Below are 19,604 nucleotides of genomic sequence, written 5' to 3'. Positions count from 1 at the left end.
CTGGCTCCGTTCATGAGATCACTGTCGACTCCTCCTGCTCGTCGTTGGGTCTGTCACTGGGTGCCCTCGCTGATCGTCTCGGTGCGCTACCGTTTCAGTAGTTCGTGGAAACAGCCGTCGGCTCGAGACGTACGGAGACGGTAATTCGGGCGCCGATCAGTTCGATCCCGTGTACTCGGTTCCGATGACCTCGCGCATCCGTTCGGCGGTCACCGATCCGACGCCGTCGGCCTCCTGCAGTTCGTCCTCGCTCGCGATCATCACGGCTTCGACGGTGCCGAACTCCTCGAGCAGCGATCGCGCGGTCACCGGCCCGATCTCGGCGATCGAGGAGACGACGTACTCCTGTTGCTCGGCGACCGTCTTTGCTCCCTTCTCGCCGTGGACCGAGACCTCCCGGTCGGCGGTCTCCTGCTCGCGACCGGCGATCACCGCGAGCAGTTCGGTCGTCTCGTCCTCGCCTTCGGTTCGCAACACGCTCGCGCCGAAGTCGACGGCGAGACTCGAGAGCGCGCCGCGAATCGCGTTCGGGTGGATGTCCCGTTGTTCGTAGATTCCGTCGCCCTCGACGATCACGATCGGCCGCGAGTAGTGGCGAGCCATCGCGCCGACCTGCTCGAAGATCGACCGGTCGCCGCCGACCAGCGAGTCGACGAAGTCCGCGACGGACTTGCGCTCGACGACGACCCGGTCCGAACAGACGTAGTCGCCGACGTCGAGCGTCTCGAGGCGGATCTCGATCTCCTCGCGCCTCGAGAGATCCCGCGCGATGTTGGCGTCCATCTCGCGCTGGTCGGCGACGATTTCGATCCCATCGCCCTCGGCGTGCGGTTCGTGCGTTTCGACCGTCTCGTCTTCGATTACAGCGTCATCGTCGTTCGGTTCGCTCGCTCCGGCACCCGATTCGTCGGTACTCGATTCCGAGTTGTCGTTCGAGAAATCCTGGAGCCCGGGCTGTGTCGAAACCCCCTCACTTCCACTGGAAGAACCGCCGACGGCGGCGGATTTTTCGTTGTCTCCGTCCACTTCCACTTCGCTCTCTCCGGTGGCGCCGTCGAAGTCCGTCAGCGCCTGCTGGGAGTCGTCGAGTTCCTCGGCGAGCGTGTCGGCCATCCCCTTCAGCTCGCGCAGTTCCGACTCCATCTCCTTCTCGCGGCGCTGGGAGATCCAGAAGTAGGCCTCGTCGCGGGTGTCCTCGGCCATGAGGACGACGACGCGACCCTCGGACTGGCGGCCCGTTCGTCCCTTGCGCTGGATGGACCGAATCGCGGTCGGGACGGGTTCGTAGAACAGCACGAGGTCGACTTCGGGGACGTCCAGCCCCTCCTCGGCGACCGACGTCGAGACCAGCACCTCGAACTCGGCGGCGCGGAACTGATCTAACACCTCCTGTTGCTGGTTCTGGGTCATCCCGTCCGACCCCTCGCGGTCGCCCTGCCCGACGAACCGCTTGGCGTCGAAACTGTCGTTCAGGAACTCGGTCAGCGCCTCCGCCGTGTCGCGGGACTCAGTGAAGACGATGACCCGTTCGCCGCCCTCGAGCCCCAGCGTCTCGGCCAGCAGCATCCGGGTCTTGCGGTACTTCGGATGCAGTTCGTCGAAGCTCTCGGCTTTGCGCATGGCCTCCCGGACGCGGGGGTCCGAGACCATCCGCTGGCTCGCTTTCGACGCGCCCGACGACCGCGCCTGATTGCGCTGGCGGTCGAAGTACCGACACACCGCCTCGACGCTCTGGGTCTCGACGAGCGTGACGGCCTGCCGGAGTTTCATCACCTCCGCGTGGACGGACATGCCCTTGAACCCCTCCGACTGGTCGTTGTTGATCAGCTGCTGGAGTTCCGCGCGCATTCGGTTGAGATCCTTCTGGGACTGATCGGGCTGGATCGACTTCGCGACGCCGAGTTCCTTGAGTTTCTCGAGGCGGTCTTTGATCACCTCGTTCAGCGCGTCTCGGATCTCGATAACGTCCTCCGGGAGGTCGATGCGCTCCCACTCGACGTCGGTGTCGTGCGTGAACTCGCTGACGTCGGCGTCCTCCTCGGTCATCACCTCGACGTCCTGGATGCCGAGGTTCGCACAGACCTCGAGGATGGCCTTCTCGTCGCCGCCGGGCGAGGCCGACATCCCGGTCACGAGCGGCTGGTTCGCGTCGGCGTGGTAGCGCTCGGCGATGTAGTTGTAGGCGTAGTCGCCGGTCGCGCGGTGGCACTCGTCGAAGGTGAGGTGGGTGACGTCGGAAAGCGAGATTCGGCTTCCGACGAGGTCGTTCTCGATGACCTGCGGGGTCGCCATCACGACCGTCGCCTGCTCCCACGTCTCGGCGCGGTCGTCCGGGCTCACGTCGCCGGTGAAGACGACGATTTCCTCGTCGGGGATCTGCAGCGCCTCGCGGTAGAAATCGGCGTGTTGCTGGACGAGCGGTTTGGTCGGGGCGAGCATCAGCGCTTTTCCGCCGACCTCCTCGAGTCTGCGCGCCGTGACGAGCAGGCTGACGGTGGTTTTGCCGAGGCCCGTCGGGAGACAGACGAGCGTGTGCCCGTTCGCGGCGGTACCGGCGAGTTTGAGCTGGTAGAGCCGGCGCTCCAGGAAGTTCGGCTCGAGGAGCGGATGCTCGATAGAGGGAATATCTGTGCCCTCGTCCGTTGCTGCCATTGGCGGTGGTTCGCCGTCGGCGCGAATAAGGGTTCTCGTACCGTGGCGGAAGTGAAATTCCGCACTGTTCGAGAGACGGCATCCGCTCGCGGCCCCTGGAGACGACGATTTTGACGCAGCAGCGCGTACCTCCAGCCATGAACGACGACGTCCGTGATGGTGCCGGACTCTGGACGGGACCGACGCAGCGCAGAGAGCCAGAGCGGCACGGGACGCGATGAAACGGCGGATCGGCAATCAGTAAGTCTCGGGGTAGCGGTACGTTCGCTCCCGGTTGCCGACGGACGATTCTCCGTGCCGTACGTGTCGAACCGTCTTACTCCGGCGGGTCGATCACTTTCGGCTCGTTGTCGCCGCAGCCGTGGTAGGAGATGTCGAGGTACTCTCGCTCCCGATCGCCGGGTTCAGTTACGGTCTCGTACGTCACGTCTTCGTGGACCGCGTACATGTTGACGTACGCGAGTTCCTCGTCGTGATCGTCGACCCACTGCTCGCAGATGTGATCGGCCAGGCGATCCGGGACGGCGTTCTGGACGCTGCCGCGGCGGACGCTGTTCATGTAGAACCGTTCCCGGTAGGTGCCGTACTGCTTCTGTAACTTCCCGTCGTGGGGCCGCTCGTAGGTCAGTTCCCGGTCGTTATAGGCGTCGACTACGTCCCCGCGCTCGGTTTCGGCGGGGAAGACGTAGTAGCGGTCCGTCGTCCGCGGATCCGGCCCGGCGAAGACCCCCCAGCCGATGGGTTGGTCGATGCCGAACCTCGAGGCGGTCGCTTCGACCCGTTTCACCCCCGTCGTCTCCGCGAGCGTCTCGTCGACCGCCCCTTCGACCCGCTCTTCCATCGACTGGTCGCTCGCGTCGTCGGCCAGCGCGGCCCCGACGTTGAAGACCATGACGGCCGCGACGAACAGGAGCGTGACGACGACGGCGCCGAGTGCGAGGGTGTAAGCGTGGCCGCGGATCCGCATCGCTCGCTCGGACCGGAGGCCGGCGGCGGGAAGGCGGTTCGCGCCCCGCTCGAGTCGGGTCGCTCGAGCGGCAAATCGGTCCGGATCGATACCCGCGTACCGTCCCAGCCGCTGCAGGTCGTCCCAGAACGGCGTCTGGAGGAAGAGGAGCAGTCCCGCGAGCGCGACGTAGGGAAACGCGCCGATGCGGACCGAGACGGCGAAGGCGAGGTGTCCCGCGGCGAACAGCGCGATCAGCGGGTATCGCCACCGGCCGGGGAGGAGGATCAGCAGCGGCGAACAGACGAGGAGGGTAAACCAGATCAGGCCGCCGAGTTCCAGCAGTGCCGGGACCTGCCGGACGGTGTCCCCCAGCAGGAAGGTGATCTCGTCGATGCCGAGCACCAGCGGCGCCGCATCGCCGCTGGTCCAGACGTCGGACTGGGATTTGATGAGCCCGTTCGTGAAGTACATGTAAACCATCTGTCCCGTGATCAGCGCGGTCGCGGCGTTCGCGACGGACGGCCTGAGGTCGCGGTCGGCGTGGACGGCGTCGACCGACCAGCGCTCGCCCAGCGGGAGGAAGATGGCCCAGAACAGCAACAGCCGGAAGAGGGTGTCGGCGTAGCTCAGCACGAACGGGTTGTGGTGGTCCAGCGAAACGACGAACAGGAAGGTGAGGACCGTCGCGATTCGGGTCCTGTAGCCGACGATCAACTGGACGGCGATCAGCCCCTGGAGGACGAACAGCGCCGCGATCAGCGTCGGATCCGTCGTCAGGTGGTAGATCGAGAACGGATCGCTCGCCGTAGCGTCCAGCACGAGCGACCGCGGGGCGACGCCGTCGTCGGTGTAGAAGTACGTGAAGTTCCGCGACCGGAGGAACAGGTCGGCGACGACGAGCAGGCCGACGACGACCCGGAAGACGGCCAGCGTTCGCGTGTCGATTCGAACGCGCCGGCGCAGAGCGGTTCGAAGCCGGTGACCCGACTCGAGGAGGGAGGGAGGTAACGCGGGACCCATCTGTAAAATGATTTTAACCCAACACTATAGCTATTTCCATCGGGAGAGTCGCGTTTCGCAACTGGTCGCGGGTCGTGCCCGTTCGCTCGATTTCACGGGTGTCGCCGCCAGTACCGACCGGTTGCTGCTGACAGCACCAGCGCTTTCCGAACGCGAGTCGTCCGTATGCTATGGTCGCCGACTTCGCCCGCGTCACGAGCCGACTGCCGGACCGCGATCCGCTCCTCCGGGCCGTCGGATTCGTGCTTGCGGTCAACCCTGGGTGACGCTCGCGACGGTGCTCAACTTCGAGCTCTGGCGGCTGAACGCCTGACGATCGACGCCGCTCTTTCCGGTGCCGTCACTGGCCGGAAACGTCGGGCAACCAGTAGACGAGCACCATCGCCACGACCGCGAAGCCGGCCAGAACGACGTACCCCTCGTCGAAGAAGCCGTTGTCCGCGAGGACGCCGAACAGCGCCGGACTCGCGGCTCCGATGGTCATGTAGAACGTGCGCAGGAAGCCCAGCCCCGTCCCTTTCATGTCCGCGGGGAACGCCGCGGTCATGTACGGCAGGGTGATCGTCCCGTAGCCGAGGATGCTCGAGAGGAAGACTGTCCCCACGACGATCGGCCAGAACCCCTCGAGAAACGGTAGGGAGACGAGCGCGACCGCCATAACGGTCAGGACGGCCGGCAGCGATCGCCGAATGCCGAACCCGTCGTAGAGCCGTCCCGTGATCGGCTGGACGACGATCCCGAGCGCGAAGAACGCGCTGAACAGCGCCGTAGCCATCCCCTCCGAGAACCCCTTCACCTCGATCAGATACGTCGGATAGAGCCCGGTGAATCCCTGCCAGACGCAGTAGGTGAGGATCTGGATCGCCGTCACGACGACGATGGCCGGCCGGCGGAGTTGGGCGGCGACGTAGCGTACCGTCTCGAGCGAGAGGCTGTCGACGGCGCTCGTCGATCCCGAGGTCCGCGCGGGGACGACCAGCCAGAGCAGGACGGCGACGAGCGCGAACACGGGGACGGCGAGGCCGAAGCCGTACTGCCAGGCGAGCGTGGCCGCGATTCCGCCGGCGATCAGGGGCAACACGGCGTTGCCGACCTCGCCCGCGGCCATCGTGACGCCGATGGCGGTCCCGTCGTTGTCCGGGAACACGTCCGAGAGGATCGTAAAGCGGGCGACGCCGTAGAGCGCCGTCCCGAAGCCGAAACACGCCGTCGCGAGGAAGACGACGGGGGCGGAGCCGGCGACGGCGATGAGACCGAGCGCCACCGCCGAGACGAGCGTGCTCACGACGAGGACGTTCCCCTCACCGAGCCGGTCTGCGAGGATACCGCCCGGCAGCTGGCCGAGCGCGTAGGCGAGCCAGAGCACGGTCAACAGCAGTCCGGCCGTCGTCAGGTCGAGCGCGTAGGCGTCTTGCAGGTAGGGAAGCAGTACCGGATACGCGAGGCGGACGCCGATAGAGAAGCACCAGCCCGTCGCGACGGCGAACAGGATCTTCCCGCGGCCGTCCGCGAGCACCGACCGCACCGCTCGACCGTCGAAACCCGGCAGTCGTCCCACTGTTGTCGACTCCCCGTCGCCGCCGCTAAAGGGCTCCGTTCAGAGACGGTATTGCCGATATCGGACCGGGGCGACCGTCCGAACCGATCAAAAGACTAATGATATACTGATGAGATTTCGCGCTATGTCCGCGATCGAACTCCGCGGCGTGACCAAACGCTACGAGCGGACCGGCTTCGTCAGGAGTCGGTCGGTCACCGCCCTCCACGACCTCGATCTCACCGTCCGATCCGGTGAGGTCTTCGGATTTTTAGGCCCGAACGGTGCCGGAAAGTCCACGACGATCGATATTCTGCTCGACTACGCCGCCCCGACCGAGGGCTCGGTTCGCGTCCTCGGCCGCGACGTCGCCACCGAGAGCACCGCCGTTCGCGAACGCGTCGGCGTCCTCCCCGACGGCTACGGCCCGATCGGCGAGCGAACGGGCCGCGAACACGTTACGTTCGCTATCGAAGCGAAGGACGCCGACGACGACCCCGACGACCTCCTCGAGCGCGTCGGGATGCACAGCGTGGGCGACTACCCCGTTACGGAGTACTCGAAGGGGATGGCACAGCGGCTCATGCTCGCGATGGCCCTCGTGGGCGACCCGGACCTACTCGTACTGGACGAGCCCTCGACCGGGCTCGATCCCAACGGTGCGCGGACCATGCGCCGGATCGTCCGCGAGGAGAACGAGCGCGGTGCGACCGTCTTCTTCTCGAGCCACATCATGGAACAGGTCGAGGCGGTCTGCGACCGCGTCGCGATCCTGGACGGCGGCGAACTCGTCGCCGTCGACACGATCGACGCCCTGCGCGAGTCCAGCGGCGGCACGTCCTCCGTGACGATCGATCTGTCGTCGGTTCCGGACGCCGCGGTCGCACGCGTGCGCTCGCTCGAGGGCGTCACCGGCGTCACGAGCGACGGCGCGTCCGTCGTCGTCGCCTGTACCGACGCCGCGAAGGCGCCGGTTATCGCCGCGTTCTACGAGTCCGCGGCGGACGTCCGCAACGTGACGACGGACGAGACGTCGCTCGAGGAACTCTTCGAGAGCTACACGCGGGGTGTCGCCCAGTGAGCTCCGTCAGGACGCTCGCGTTGTTCGTCCGCGAAGACGTTCGCGACACCGTTCGCGAGCGGCAGTTGCAGTTGCTGGTCGCTATCTTCGCCCTCCTCGGGCTCTTCGTGACGTACGCCGCCGACCAGTCGGCGTCGGCGACGTCCGGAAGCGGGCCGGAACTGATCCCCGCGGTACTCCCGCTGTTCGCGATGCTGTTGCCGCTGCTGGTGCTCGGCTTCTTCGCCTCCGCGGTCGTCGAGAAGCGAACGGCGGGGTCGCTCAAAATCCTGCTCGGGCTCCCGTTCTCCCGGCGAACGGTCGTCCTCGGCACGTTCCTCGGACGGAGCCTCGTCATCTGTACGGCGGTGTTCGTCTCCTTGCTCGCCACCGCCGCGCTGGCGCTGGTACTCGGTGTTACCATCGATCCGGTCAGGCTCGTCACGGTGTCGCTGCTACTCGCCCTGCTCGCCGTGACGTTCACCGCCATCGCCGTCTCCATCTCGGCTCTCGTTCGGACGACGACGCGAGCGACGGTCGCCGCCTTCGGCACCTTCGTCCTCTTTTTCTTCGGCCTCTGGTCGTCGCTTCCGCAGGCCGTATTGTACGTCCGCTACGGCTTCTCGTTTCCCGAGACGACGCCGGAGTGGGTCGACGTCGTCGCCGCGGTGAACCCGGTCGCCGCGTACGTGAATCTGCTCGCCGGGCTGTATCCCGACCTCAACAGCGGGGCGTTCATCCGGCCGCCGTCCGAGCCGGCGGTCTACGAGCGGCCGTCGTTCGCGCTCGCGGTGCTCGTCGGCTGGATCGTCGTTACGATCGGCGTCGGCTACTGGCGGTTCCGGGCGACCGACCTCTGATCGCTCTCGGAGGTATCGGTTCTCGTCTCTTCTCGTCGCTTGGAGTCGCCTCGAGACCGGTCTCGAGCGGACCGGGATCGCTTCGCCCTCGATCAGACCGGGACGAACTCGAGTGCGATCCACGCCAGCGCGCCCGCGTAGATCGGGATCGTCAGGTTGTCGTCGACGATGTAGCCGCCCAGGCGGAGTTTGACCCCGTCGGCGATGGTCGCGCCGACCGCCGCTGCGAGGACGGCGAGCGGGTGCTCGTAGAGGAACGGCGCGGCGATGATCGCGCTGACGACGAACATCGTGACCAGCACTTTCGGCCCCTTGACGAACTTGAGGCTGTCGTCCGAGACGGCCCCGCTGATCGGGTCGCCGATGGCGAGCATCAACATCGCGGGCAGGGCGATCTGTGGCTCGAAGAGGAGTACGGCGACCGTCATGCTGACCATGTAGTAGCCGTAGCCCGCGAACTGGTTCTGTTCGTAGTCGCGCGTCAGCTTGTCGTAGAGCTGCCAGTCGAGTCCCACCTGTAGCCGGAGGAACTCGAGGCCGATCGTGCCGAGTGCGAGGACGACCATCAGGGCCCGGAATCGGAACCACGTCAGTCCGAGTTCGAAGGCGTCGGAGAGGAGGTAGAGTGCGACCAGTCCCGCCCCGCTCGAGTGGACGAGCCGTCGCTTTAGTTCGTCAGCCATCAGGTCACCCGTCGAAGGTAACGACCTTCAGTCCGTCGGTTACGTTCGGTATACGGGGACGATGACCAGGTGTTCTCGTCCGTGTGCCTTACAGCGGAATTGCGCCGGTAAGGGCGCCGACGACGAGGATCACCGCCGATGGGATGACCATGAGGGGGAGCGTGAACTTGATGTGTTCGCCGAGTTCGATCCCGGCCAGTCCGATGAGCAGATAGGTAGCACCGGTAAACGGTGACACCGGGAACCCGACGGTCTGTCCGACGAGCGAGGCGCGCACGACTGCCACCGGATCGTGACCGTACGCGGCGCTCGTTTCGGCGAGGACCGGAAGCACGCCAAAGTAGAACGCGTCCGGGCTGAACAGGAGTCGAGCGGGCAACGAGAGGACGGCGACGACGACGGGGAGCTGAGCACCCAACGCGTCGGGAATGAGGAACACCATGATCTCGGCCATCTCGGTCACCATGCCGCTCTCCTCGAGTACGCCGATGAGGACGCCGGCGGCGAAGAGGATACCAACGTACGTCATGACGTCGGGCGCGTAGTCCTCGAGGACGTCTTTTTGATCCTCGTAATCCGGGACGTTGACGATCAGGGCGATGACGACCCCGATCATGAACGATACCTCTGGTGACGTGACATCGGCGATGAGAATGCCGAGCACCGCGACCGTCAGCAGCAGGTTGAACGCCCACCTCCAGTCGACGTCGATATCGCGACCGTCGGTGGCCTCCTCGATGAGCGAGTCCTCGTCGATCCCGTCGAAGGCCGTGACGGAGTCGATGTCCTGTTGGATCTGTTTGCCGTAGTAAGCGCTGATAGCGAACACGGACAGCATGCCGGCGGCCTGCGCGGGAATCATCGGGTTGAACACGTTCGAGATCGTCGCCGGTTCGATCGCGGCGACCCCGCGGACGACCTGTCCACCCCACGGCACCATATTCATCGTTCCGGCAGTGAGCGCAACGAGCGCGGCGAGAATCTTTCGGTCGACGTCGAGCGCATCGTACAGCGGGAGCAACGCCGGAATCGTGATGAGCATCGTCGTCGCGCCGGCCCCATCGAGATGCGTTACCATCGCGAGTCCGACGGTACCGACCGTGAGCAGCGCCGGCTTACTGGTGATGTTGTCGACGATTCGCGCGACGAACGGATCGAACAGCCCGCTGTCCCGCATGATACTGAAGTACCAGACGGCGAACGCGAACATCGCCGTGATACCCACGATCCCCTGTAGCCCTTCCTCCGAGAACTCGGCGATCTCCCCGAGCGAAAACCCGGCGACCAGCGCAGCGATCACCGGAACGATAATGAGCGTCGGAACGACGTACAATCGTTTCTGAATAACGAGGAATAGTATGAGGAATATTGCCCCGTATCCAATGATACCGAGTGTCAATCCGGATCCTAGCATACTCGAGCAGTCAGTATATCGATATAAAAACTATACTATTCATAGAGGGTTGAACTAGCAACATGTTCTGCTCCTAACCGTACGAATGCAGCGCGGTATATCACATAAAATAGTTGCTATATACTGTGCCTATCCCCTTAAAAATATAATTATGATCATAGTTTAGATATATACGGCGCCGTTAGTGAGGGAGTAGCCGCCGGAGCGGAACGCAGAATACGCGTCGACGACTTCCATAGACGCTCGGTCACCGTTCGACTAGATATCGCTCTAACGGTACCCGCTCCGACGAAAACGAGAGGTGACGGCTTCTCCGGGACCTCGAGTTTCGGTCCGACTACAGCTCGTCGAACTCCTTCCCTCCCTCCCGAATCTCGGCCAGCGTCTCCGCCAGACCCTCGACCGCCAGTCGCTTCTGATCGGTCGTATCCCGTTCGCGAACCGTCACGGTCGTCTCCTCGTCCTCGATCGTCTCGTAGTCCACCGTCACGCAGAACGGCGTCCCGACCTCGTCCTGCCGGCGGTAGCGCCGACCGATGTTGCCCGAGTCGTCGTAGGTGACCGAGAGCCCTTCCGCGCGCAGCTCGTCGACGATCTCGTCGGCCTGGGCCTCGAGGCCCTCGTCGTTCTGCAGCGGGAAGACGCCCACGAAGGTCGGCGCGACTTCGGGATCGAGCTCGAGGAAGGTTCGCTCCTCGCCGTCGACCTCGTCCTCCCGATAGGCGTGGTGGAGCACGGTGTAGACCAGCCGGTCGACGCCGAAGGAGGGTTCGACGACGTGCGGGACGATGTGCTCGCCGGCTTCGGTCTGTTCCTCGACCGAAAAGCCGGTCTTCTCGACGGGAAGTTCGTGGGTCTCGCCTGCGAGATCGATCTCGACGGTGTCGCCGTCGAATGCGGCCCGATCGCGCGAGGCGAGATCCTCGAGTTGCTGCACGACCGCCTGCGCGTCGCCGCCGAACTCCGGTCCGAGATAGCTCATGTCGGGGTCGACCGTGGCGCGTTCGACCGTTTTGGGCTCGTCGTACTGCTTGAAGACGGTAAAGCGGTCGCCGGAGTGCTCGGCGTGTTTCGAGAGGTCGTAGTCGCCGCGGTAGGCGAAGCCGGCCATCTCGATCCAGTAACCGGAAGACGACTCCGTCGACTTCCGTTGTTCGGAATCTTTCGATTCCTCATTTCCGTCGATCAACGCCTCGGCGTCCCAGCAGTCCGCGGCGTAGTGGGCGCGCTCGCCCGAGAGGTGCTGGCGGAACCGGAACCGGTCCATGTCGACGCCGACGGCCTCGTACCACGGCTTGGCGACGCCGAGGAAGTAGGCGACCCACGGGCTGGTGATGATCCCCTCCTCGACGGCCTCGCCGATGGTCGTCCGGATCTCGTCGCCGTCTTCTCGCGGCTCCTCATCGTCGCCGCTCGAACCTTCCGCGGCGCGTTGCGCCGCGCTCTCCGCGTTCTGCTCAGTTGCCGGGTAGAGCGTGACCTCGACGTCTTCGACCGACTCGAGGTCCGGCTCGTCCGTCTCGGGGTCGACGAAGTACTCGAGTTCGGCCTGCGTGAACTCCCGCGTGCGGATGATCGAGCGCCGCGGACTGATCTCGTTGCGGTAGGCGCGGCCGATCTGGGTCACGCCGAACGGAAGCTGGTTGCGCGCGTACTCCTTGAGCCGCGGGAACTCGACGAAGATACCCTGTGCGGTCTCGGGGCGGAGGTAGCCGGGCTGGGAGTCGCCGGGACCGATGTTCGTCGAGAACATGAGGTTGAACGCCTCGACGGCCTGGCCCGCGAGGCCCGCGCTACAGTTCGGGCAGACGAGCTGGTGTTCGGCGATGACCTCCTCGACCTCCGGAATCGGGAGGCTCTCGGCGTCCTCGTACTCGGTGTTGTCCTCGACGACGTGGTCGGCGCGGTGGCTCTCGCCGCAGTCGGGACACTCGACGAGCATATCGTCGAAGCCGTCGAGGTGGCCCGACGCTTCGAAGACGGGTTCGGGCATGATCGTCGGCGCGTCGATCTCCATGTTCCCCTCCGCGACGGCGAAGCGGTCGCGCCAGGCGTCCTCGACGTTGCCCTTCAGCGACGCTCCCTGCGGGCCGAAGGTGTAGAAGCCGCCGACGCCGCCGTAGGCGCCCGAGGACTGGAAGAAGTAGCCCCGCCGCTTGGCCAGTTCGACCAGTTTCTCGCTCGTCGCTGCCGATTCGTCGTCCGTCTCGTCCGCGTGCTGGTGTTCACTCATAGAGCGCCTCCAAGATGTCGACATCACAGACGATGCCGACGAGCTGTTCGCCCGTGAGCATCGGAATCTGTTCGATGTCGTTGCTGATCATCTGCTGTGCAGCGTCCTGAATCGGCGTCTGGGCCGAGACCGTCACCACGTCGCCGCTCATGAACTCGCTGACGGGTCCGTTGGGAATCTCGATATCCCGCGTCGGCAGGTAGCGGCTCCCGACGCCCTTGATCCCTTCCCAGGACCACTCCGAGTCCTGATCCGGGAAGTTGTCGCCCGTCTCCTCCTCGCCCTCGACGATGCGAGCGACGTCGATGATGTCGACCTCCGTGAGGACGCCGCTCATCTCGCCGTCGTCGTCCAGCGTGACGGCGTAGGGGACGTTCGCGTAGTACAGTTCGCGCTCGGCGACCGGGAGCGGCGCGCCCTCGTAGGTCGTGTTCACGTCCGTGCTCGCGTAGCCCTCGACCACCCCGTCGGTCTGCTGGTCGCCCGCCGCGATCGCGTGGATCACGTCCGTCACCGTGACGATCCCCTCGAACTCGCCGTCGACGACGGGCACGCGTCGCGCACCTTCGTCGACCATCAGTCGCGCGACGTCCTCGAGCGCGGTGTCGGCGGTCGTCGTCGGGGTGTCGTCCATCAGCATGACGAGCTGGTCCTCGTCGGGCTGTTCGATCAGGACGTCCCGCGAGACGAGCCCGCGGTACTCGAGGCCGTCATCGGTCGATTTGACGACCGGGACGGAGGAAAACGACTTCTCCTGGAGGTACTCGAGGACGTCCGAGCGGGTGCCGGGCAGTTCGACGGTGACCACGTCCTCGCGAGGCGTCATGGCGTCGGCTACGTTCATGTCCCCAGGGTACGGCTAAAATGAGTATAAACCCAGTGCTTCACGGGCGCCCGAACCGGACGCTTCGCATCCCGAAGCCGGAGCCACCGACGCCCCGAGAATTCCCCATCCTGATCAGTCGTCTGACGAGATAGTCCGATTCGACGAGTTTATATGTGAGTGGGAGACACTCTCATACATGGCGACGAACCCCCACGCCATGACGTCCGACGACACCGTCGTCGGTTCGATCGACTCGAGTAGCTCGAGTACTGACTACGTCATCGCCGATATCTCGGCCGACGACGCCTGGCTCTCGATGCAGGCCGATGACGCGCCGACGCTTCCGGCCTGGCGATAACTGGGGGTGGGGAAGACACTGCGGCGAACGACTCGAATTGCTATTTTCTACTGATTCCGTCCGCGAGCGGCGCGGTGCGTACGGGCCTGACTGGCGGTCACCGACACCGCCGACGCGATCGTCGGACTCTAGAACACGCCCATACTGAGCGCGTACGGCCACTCGAGCGTGCCGACGGCGAGCAGGACGAGCGTCGTGGCGAACAGGCCGACGTTCTTCAGAAAGCTCGTCATCTCGGCCTGTTGCTGATCCGCCGGAACGGCCCAGAAATCGTGCATCATCGGGGTCGTGACGAGCAAGAAGAGCGCGATCGCGCCGGCCGCGAGTACCGGGACCACCCCGAGTGCGACGCCGAGACCGCCGAATACGAGCAGGACACCCGAGGCGACGACCGAGAACGTCGGCGCCGGGACGCCCTTCATCTCGGCGTAGCCCGCCGTGCTCTCGAGATCGAGGAAGTGGTTCAGCCCGGTGAACGCGATCATTCCCCCGAAGAGGACGCGCGCGACCAGGAACAGTTCGGCTGCGAACGGACCGTCGAAGCTCTGAAGCGGTACCGTTTCGATAGCTGGTATCATCGTGTAACTTGGTGGAGGAACCGTACCGATATAGCCGTTCCCGGACATCGGATTCACCTGGTAACGGCGGTGTTATCGTCGGCTTTTCGAGGGTGAGTCGGGGCCGAAAGCGCGTTCTCTCCGTGGCTGCCGTACGGCCCCACAGTTTAGTGGACGAGCGTTGCACCTCCGTTCGATGGTCGGTCCGCAACCGCGAGACGAGCGCGGGACCGATGCGAACGACGAGTTCGGCTTCCAGACCGACGACTCGCGTTATACGGTGGCGACGTTCCTCGCCGCACTCGTGCCGACGGCGCTCGCCCGGCGTTCGATCGCCGTCTCGATCGACACCGATCGGGACGCCTACCAGCGCGACGAACCCGTCGAGATCACCGTCGACTTCAAGAACCGATTCCCGCTGCCCGTCTCGATTCCGACGCCGCGCCAGCGCCGCTGGGGGTGGTCGATCGACGGCGAACTCGAGGCCAGCGACGAGCGCCGCTACACTCGCAGTCGGCCCTCGGAGTTCCGGTTCGGCGGCGGCGAGCGCAAACAGGTCGCGTTCACCTGGAACGGTCGATTCGAGCGCACTGCCGACGACGGCATGGACGAGTCGGTCGTCCCCGACCCCGGCGAGTACGAACTCCGCGCGTTCGTCGCGGCCCGCGACGACCGGTACCAGCCGAGCGATGCAACGACGATTCGACTCGAGTAGCCGTTCGTCCGTTCGATCGCCACCAGTAACCGTTTAATCGTGTGTGTCATGGTCACACGCATGTCTCTCGAGCAGGTGTTCACCCGACTCCCGGACCCCAGTTCGCACACCTTTCCGGACTACTCGCTCCCGCGTGGCGACCCCGTCCTGCCGATCGCGGTCACGCATGAGGAGCTCTCGACGCTCCTCGCGTTGTACGAGACGTTCCGGAGCGTCGATCCGACCGGATTAGATTCGAACCCGGTGCTCGAGGCGGCGACGACGTACATGCAACAGTCGTTCGGTATCCCGCAGTACCGGCCGGACGAACAGTTGGCGGACGACATCGCAGCGCTGCTCAACGACTTCTCGGACGACCTCGGCGGGCGGTCGCTAGGCGTGGTCGACGCGACGCCCGACCACCACCGGACGCTGTACTTCTTCCTGATCAGTTGCCGGGGCTATCACGCTGCGTCCCACGTTCGGTTCGATCCGGACGAGGCGGCCGTGGCGACGCTCTACGATCTCTACCAGCGAGTGGTCGAACAGGACGTCTATCTCAAGCATCCCGCGTCGGTGCTCGAGTGAGGCCGATTCCGTGAGCGAGCCAGTCGGTGGCGACGAGGTTGCGGCGGGCAGGTCGCCACTGCACGAGTTCGGCACGAACCGGTCGGAATCTCGACCGATCTGCAGCGACCGCTAAGTCGTTTCGATCGGAACTGAGAAGAGAGAAACTGCGCCGCGTATCGGGACCATTAGTCGGCCTTCACCCGGTGAGGAAGCCACCTGGTGGAATCTGTCCCGACGGGCTGTCGTCGTCCGTCTGCTGGTTTTCACCGAGCTGCGGGGAGTGAGCGATCGTTCGTCGTGCCTTTGCCATTCGTCGGGTGCCTGCCGTGACGGTGGCGAGTATCTTACTCATACATGAGTAAAAAGGCGCGGCATGCATATAAGTATTTTCGAGATGAAAGATTGTGTTAGTTCACCGCCGACGACCACAGGATCAATCATCTCTCGAACGGATGTCTCAGAGTCCCTCGATCCGAAATAATGGCAATTATTCGAGACGGACACTCGTGTCACGAGTCCACTTCACAAACATACAAAATCAGATATGATGGGTTTCAGCGGGTCCCGCTACCGGTGCAGGTGACACGCCGCGAAGTGCGTTCCCGACCCGTGTTCCGACTCGAGGTCGTAGGCGGGCCGCTCGCGCGCACAGATGCTCTGTTCGGCGAACGACTCGAGCAGGAGGTCCGTGGCCTCGTCCCAGTTCTCCTCGATCTCGTCGTCACCGTCCGGCTCGCGGATCCCTCCCCGCTGATCGGTCGCGATCAGGTCGATAGCCTCCCCGATAATCTCGCCCGCGCCGCCGCGCGGCAGCGTGCCCTCGAAGAACTCCCGACGAATCTCGGCGGCCGTCATCGGCTCGAACGTCCGTCGCTTGACCGCGCGCATGAACGCTCGAGTGTGCACCCACTCGTCGTCGCCGATCTCGTACTCCTCGGGGACGATCAGACGCGGACAGCGCGTCCGGAACCGACAGCCCGAGGGCGGATCCTGCGGGCTCGGCACCTCGCCCTCGAGCACGCCGCGCACCCCCGACTCTCGCGGATCCGGGACGGGAATCGACTCGAGTAACGCCTTCGTGTAGGGGTGCTGGGGATTCTCGAACAGCTCCTCCTTCTCGGCGAGTTCGACGATGTGGCCCAGGTACATCACCGCGACGCGGTCGGAGATGTGCCGGATCACGGAGAGGTCGTGGGCGATGAAGAGGTAGGTCAGGCCGAACTCCTCCTGCAGTTCCTCCATCGTGTTCATCACCTGGGCCTGGATGGAGACGTCGAGCGCGGAGACGGGTTCGTCACAGACGATGAAGTCCGGGTCGACCGACAGCGCCCGCGCGAGGTTGATCCGCTGGCGCTGCCCCCCGGAGAAGGCGTGGGGGTTCCGATTGTAGTGGCGCGGATCGAGGCCGACCTTCTCGAGTAGCTCCTTTGCGCGCGCCTCCCGGCCCTCGTCGTCGAACATGTCGTGGGCCCGCATCGGCTCCTCGATGATCTGGCCGATCTTCATCCGCGGATCCAGCGACGACTGGGGATCCTGGAAGATCATCTGGATCTCTGCTCGCTTCTGGCGCAACTCCTCGCCGCTCAACTCGGCCAGATCGTCGCCCTTGAAGCTGATCGTTCCGTCGGTCGGATCGAGCAGCCGCAGGATCGTTCGCCCGAGCGTACTCTTCCCGCAGCCCGACTCGCCGACCAGCCCCAGCGTCTCCCCCTTCTTGATCTCGAAGGTGACGTTGTCGACGGCCTCGACCTGATCGACCCCGAAGCTCACCGGCGGGAACTGATCGGTCTCGAGGTTGATCCCCGCGAGCAGCCCCGAGTCGGCCGCGAAATGTTTCGTCAGCCCGTCGACCTCGAGGAGCGTTTCGCCGTGGGCGATATCGCTCTCGCCGAAGCCGATGGGGTCGTCCGGCGTGCTCATCGGCTCGCCTCACCTCCGTCGGACCTGCGGTCCGACGAGGATCGCGATCCTTCGGATCGCTCACCCCCATCAGTCGACGCCTGCTCCTCTTCGACTGGCGTCTCCGGGTCCTCCTCGGGATCGGTCGCCGTCCCACCGACGTTCGTCTCGGCCTCGTCTCCTTCCTCGAGCGGCACGCTCTCGTCGTAGCCCACGTCGAAAACGTCGTGTTTCACGCAGGCCGCGCGATGCGGGTGACCGTCGGCGCGGTCGACCTCGAGCGGCTCCGGATGGACGCGGGTACAGACCTCTCGCGCGTCGGGACACCGGGGGTGGAACCGACAGCCGGAGGGCGGATTGATCGCTTCGGGCATCACGCCCTCGATGGGATCGAGTTCCTCGACGGTCCGGTCGGGCCGGGGCATCGAGTCGAGCAGGGCGTCGGTGTAGGGGTGTTTGGTGTCGTAGAACAGTTCGTCCACGGGCGCCTGTTCGATGACCTCGCCGAGGTACATCACGTTCACCCGATCGCAGATCTCGGCGACGACGCCCATGTCGTGGGTGACCCAGATAAAACTCGTGCCGTAGCGATTCTGCAGGTCGTCGACGAGGTCGAGGATCTGGCCCTCGACGGTGACGTCCAGCGCGGTCGTCGGCTCGTCGGCGATGATCAGGTTCGGCTCGCAGGCCAGCGCCATCGCGATCAGCACGCGCTGGCGCATCCCGCCCGAGAACTGGTGCGGGTACTCCTCGTAGCGCTCTTCGGGATCCGGAATCCCCACTTCGCGGAGCATTCGGATCGCCTCCGTTTTCGCCTCATCTTTCGAGAGGTCGCGGTTGATCTCGATGAACTCTCGGAGCTGCCCACCCACCGTGAACACCGGGTTGAGCGACTCCATCGGATCCTGGAAGATCACCGCGATCTCCCGGCCCCGGATCCGCTCGCGCATCTCGGACTCCGAGAGCATGTCCGGGTGTTCGCGGAGTTCGCCGTCGGGGCCTTCCTCGAGGCCGAAGATCGTTTCGCCCCGGTACTCGACCGTCCCGCCGACGATCTCGCCAGGCTCTTCGACGAGACGCAGCAGGCTCATCGAGGCGACCGATTTTCCGGCGCCCGACTCGCCGACGAGGCCGACAATTTCGCCCTCGTGGACCTCGAAGGAGATGCCGTCGACGGCCCGGACGGTACCGGTTTCGGTGAAGAATTGTGTCTTGAGGTTTTCGACGCGAAGGAGTGGTTCGGAGCTCATAGTTAGTTCTTGATCCGCGGATCGAGTGCGTCCTGCAGCCCGTCGCCGAACAGGTTGAACCCCATGATGGTCACGAGGATCGCGAGGCCGGGCCAGATCGACAGCCAGATGTTCGCGTGCATGTACCGGCCGTGGGCGATCCGGAGCATCTCACCCCAGTCGGGCGTCGGCGGCTGGGCGCCGTAGCCCAAAAAGGAGAGTCCGGCGACGATCAGAATCGTCACGCCGATCTGCAGCGTTGCGTACACCATCACGGGTGCGAAGCTGTTCGGGATGACGTGTCTGCGGATGATGTTCCGGTCCTTCACCCCCGCAGCGCGGGCGGCCTCGATGTAGTCCATCTCCCGAACGGAGAGCACGCGACTGCGAATGATCCTGGCGAACACCGGAATGAAGGCGATACCGACGCCGATCACCGCGTACTGGATGTCCGGACTCCCACCGCTGACGAAGACGGTGAAGACGATGATCAACACGAGCGGGGGAATGGCGTACACCGTCTCGACCGATCGCATGAGGACGTCGTCCACCCAACCGCCGTAGTAGCCCGCGATCGAACCGATGACCGTCCCGCCGATCAGCCCGATCGCCGTCGCCGCAAGCCCGACGCTGACCGACACCTGCGAGCCGTAGACGATGCGGGTGAAGTAGTCACGACCCTGCGGATCGGTCCCCAGCGGCTCCGAGAGCGTCCCGCCGTCGAGGAACGCCGGTGGCTGATTCGGGTTCGCCTCTCCTGGCGGTGGTATCTGCGTCGGATGGTCGAAGATCGGCAGCGCCTGTGCGGCGGTATAGTCCGACATCGCACCGAACGTCAGCCGCGAGAGGTTGCTATCGATCGCCGCGAACGCCGCGATGAAGATGACGAACGCGACGATGTACAGCCCGATTCGGGCGGTCGCGTCCCGCTTTACTTTCGCCAGGGTGTAGCGCCAGCCGACGCGCGCCTCGACCTCCTCGTCGGCCGATCCGCCTTCGGCGTCGGCGCCCGGTTCCTGATCCGAGAGTTCTGATTCGGTCGTAGCCATGTGTTATCTCCCCC

General features: G+C 64.9%; 17 protein-coding genes. 5 read left to right on the top strand and 12 right to left on the bottom strand.

Features of this window, described 5'->3' with window-relative positions:
- Window positions 1–156: 156 nt before the first annotated feature.
- The 3 genes from ACSFC7_RS02740 to ACSFC7_RS02730 form a co-directional block, all read right to left on the bottom strand.
- Window positions 157–2,652: a DEAD/DEAH box helicase gene (locus ACSFC7_RS02740; RefSeq protein ID WP_436346234.1), complete on the bottom strand. Its 2,496-nt coding sequence runs from the start codon at window positions 2,650–2,652 to the stop codon at window positions 157–159.
- A 316-nt stretch (window positions 2,653–2,968) separates the two neighbouring features.
- Window positions 2,969–4,621, bottom strand: coding sequence for an HTTM domain-containing protein (locus ACSFC7_RS02735; protein WP_436346233.1), 1,653 nt, complete (start codon window positions 4,619–4,621; stop codon window positions 2,969–2,971).
- A gap of 340 nt (window positions 4,622–4,961) precedes the next feature.
- Window positions 4,962–6,179 carry an MFS transporter gene (locus tag ACSFC7_RS02730; RefSeq protein WP_436346232.1) on the bottom strand — a complete coding sequence of 406 codons (1,218 nt, stop codon included), beginning with the start codon at window positions 6,177–6,179 and terminating at the stop codon, window positions 4,962–4,964.
- A gap of 124 nt (window positions 6,180–6,303) precedes the next feature.
- Between ACSFC7_RS02730 and ACSFC7_RS02725 the strand changes: the two genes are divergently transcribed.
- Both ACSFC7_RS02725 and ACSFC7_RS02720 read left to right on the top strand, forming a co-directional pair.
- Window positions 6,304–7,239 (top strand): ATP-binding cassette domain-containing protein, encoded by a 936-nt coding sequence (locus ACSFC7_RS02725; protein ID WP_436346231.1) that lies wholly within the window; start codon window positions 6,304–6,306, stop codon window positions 7,237–7,239.
- On the top strand, window positions 7,236–8,078 hold the full coding sequence (locus ACSFC7_RS02720; protein ID WP_436346230.1) for an ABC transporter permease: 843 nt from the start codon (window positions 7,236–7,238) through the stop codon (window positions 8,076–8,078). Before ACSFC7_RS02725 ends, ACSFC7_RS02720 begins: the two co-directional genes overlap by 4 nt.
- A gap of 92 nt (window positions 8,079–8,170) precedes the next feature.
- Here ACSFC7_RS02720 and ACSFC7_RS02715 read toward each other — a convergent pair whose 3' ends face one another.
- The 4 genes from ACSFC7_RS02715 to ACSFC7_RS02700 all read right to left on the bottom strand — a co-directional run bounded on the left by ACSFC7_RS02715 (window position 8,171) and on the right by ACSFC7_RS02700 (window position 13,252).
- A complete protein-coding gene (locus tag ACSFC7_RS02715; protein WP_436346229.1) occupies window positions 8,171–8,761 on the bottom strand; it encodes a dolichol kinase in 591 nt (196 codons plus the stop codon).
- A gap of 88 nt (window positions 8,762–8,849) precedes the next feature.
- On the bottom strand, window positions 8,850–10,175 hold the full coding sequence (locus tag ACSFC7_RS02710) for a CitMHS family transporter (protein ID WP_436346228.1): 1,326 nt from the start codon (window positions 10,173–10,175) through the stop codon (window positions 8,850–8,852).
- Window positions 10,176–10,512: 337 nt separating this feature from the next.
- Window positions 10,513–12,408, bottom strand: coding sequence for a glycine--tRNA ligase (gene glyS, locus ACSFC7_RS02705; RefSeq protein ID WP_436346227.1), 1,896 nt, complete (start codon window positions 12,406–12,408; stop codon window positions 10,513–10,515).
- Window positions 12,401–13,252 carry a CBS domain-containing protein gene (locus tag ACSFC7_RS02700; protein WP_436346226.1) on the bottom strand — a complete coding sequence of 284 codons (852 nt, stop codon included), beginning with the start codon at window positions 13,250–13,252 and terminating at the stop codon, window positions 12,401–12,403. Before ACSFC7_RS02700 ends, glyS begins: the two co-directional genes overlap by 8 nt.
- A 178-nt stretch (window positions 13,253–13,430) precedes the next feature.
- Here ACSFC7_RS02700 and ACSFC7_RS02695 point away from each other — a divergent pair, with 178 nt between their 5' ends.
- Entirely contained in the window at window positions 13,431–13,592 is a 162-nt protein-coding gene (locus ACSFC7_RS02695) for a DUF7556 family protein (RefSeq protein WP_436346225.1), read from the top strand.
- A gap of 128 nt (window positions 13,593–13,720) precedes the next feature.
- On the opposite strand, the gene ACSFC7_RS02690 is transcribed toward ACSFC7_RS02695, so the two are convergent.
- Entirely contained in the window at window positions 13,721–14,170 is a 450-nt protein-coding gene (locus ACSFC7_RS02690; RefSeq protein WP_436346224.1) for a DoxX family protein, read from the bottom strand.
- A 175-nt stretch (window positions 14,171–14,345) separates the two neighbouring features.
- Between ACSFC7_RS02690 and ACSFC7_RS02685 the strand changes: the two genes are divergently transcribed.
- On the top strand, window positions 14,346–14,864 hold the full coding sequence (locus ACSFC7_RS02685; RefSeq protein ID WP_436346223.1) for a hypothetical protein: 519 nt from the start codon (window positions 14,346–14,348) through the stop codon (window positions 14,862–14,864).
- Window positions 14,865–14,924: 60 nt separating this feature from the next.
- Window positions 14,925–15,431, top strand: a complete 507-nt coding sequence (locus tag ACSFC7_RS02680) for a hypothetical protein (protein WP_436346222.1) — start codon at window positions 14,925–14,927, stop codon at window positions 15,429–15,431.
- A gap of 178 nt (window positions 15,432–15,609) precedes the next feature.
- On the opposite strand, the gene ACSFC7_RS02675 is transcribed toward ACSFC7_RS02680, so the two are convergent.
- The 4 genes from ACSFC7_RS02675 to ACSFC7_RS02660 form a co-directional block, all read right to left on the bottom strand.
- Window positions 15,610–15,765 (bottom strand): hypothetical protein, encoded by a 156-nt coding sequence (locus ACSFC7_RS02675; RefSeq protein WP_436346221.1) that lies wholly within the window; start codon window positions 15,763–15,765, stop codon window positions 15,610–15,612.
- Between the two features lie 215 nt (window positions 15,766–15,980).
- Window positions 15,981–17,333 carry an ABC transporter ATP-binding protein gene (locus ACSFC7_RS02670; protein WP_436346220.1) on the bottom strand — a complete coding sequence of 451 codons (1,353 nt, stop codon included), beginning with the start codon at window positions 17,331–17,333 and terminating at the stop codon, window positions 15,981–15,983.
- Entirely contained in the window at window positions 17,330–18,562 is a 1,233-nt protein-coding gene (locus tag ACSFC7_RS02665) for an ABC transporter ATP-binding protein (protein ID WP_436346219.1), read from the bottom strand. The genes ACSFC7_RS02670 and ACSFC7_RS02665 overlap by 4 nt, the downstream gene beginning before the upstream one ends.
- 2 nt (window positions 18,563–18,564) lie before the next feature.
- Window positions 18,565–19,590, bottom strand: coding sequence for an ABC transporter permease (locus ACSFC7_RS02660; protein ID WP_436346218.1), 1,026 nt, complete (start codon window positions 19,588–19,590; stop codon window positions 18,565–18,567).
- Between the last annotated feature and the right edge of the window lie 14 nt (window positions 19,591–19,604).

Origin of the sequence: Natronorubrum halobium (genome assembly GCF_051351675.1) — an archaeon.
In the GTDB taxonomy this organism is placed as follows: Archaea; Halobacteriota; Halobacteria; order Halobacteriales; family Natrialbaceae; genus Natronorubrum.
Note: the sequence above shows the minus strand (reverse complement) of the source record. Positions and strands in the feature narration are given on the sequence as shown.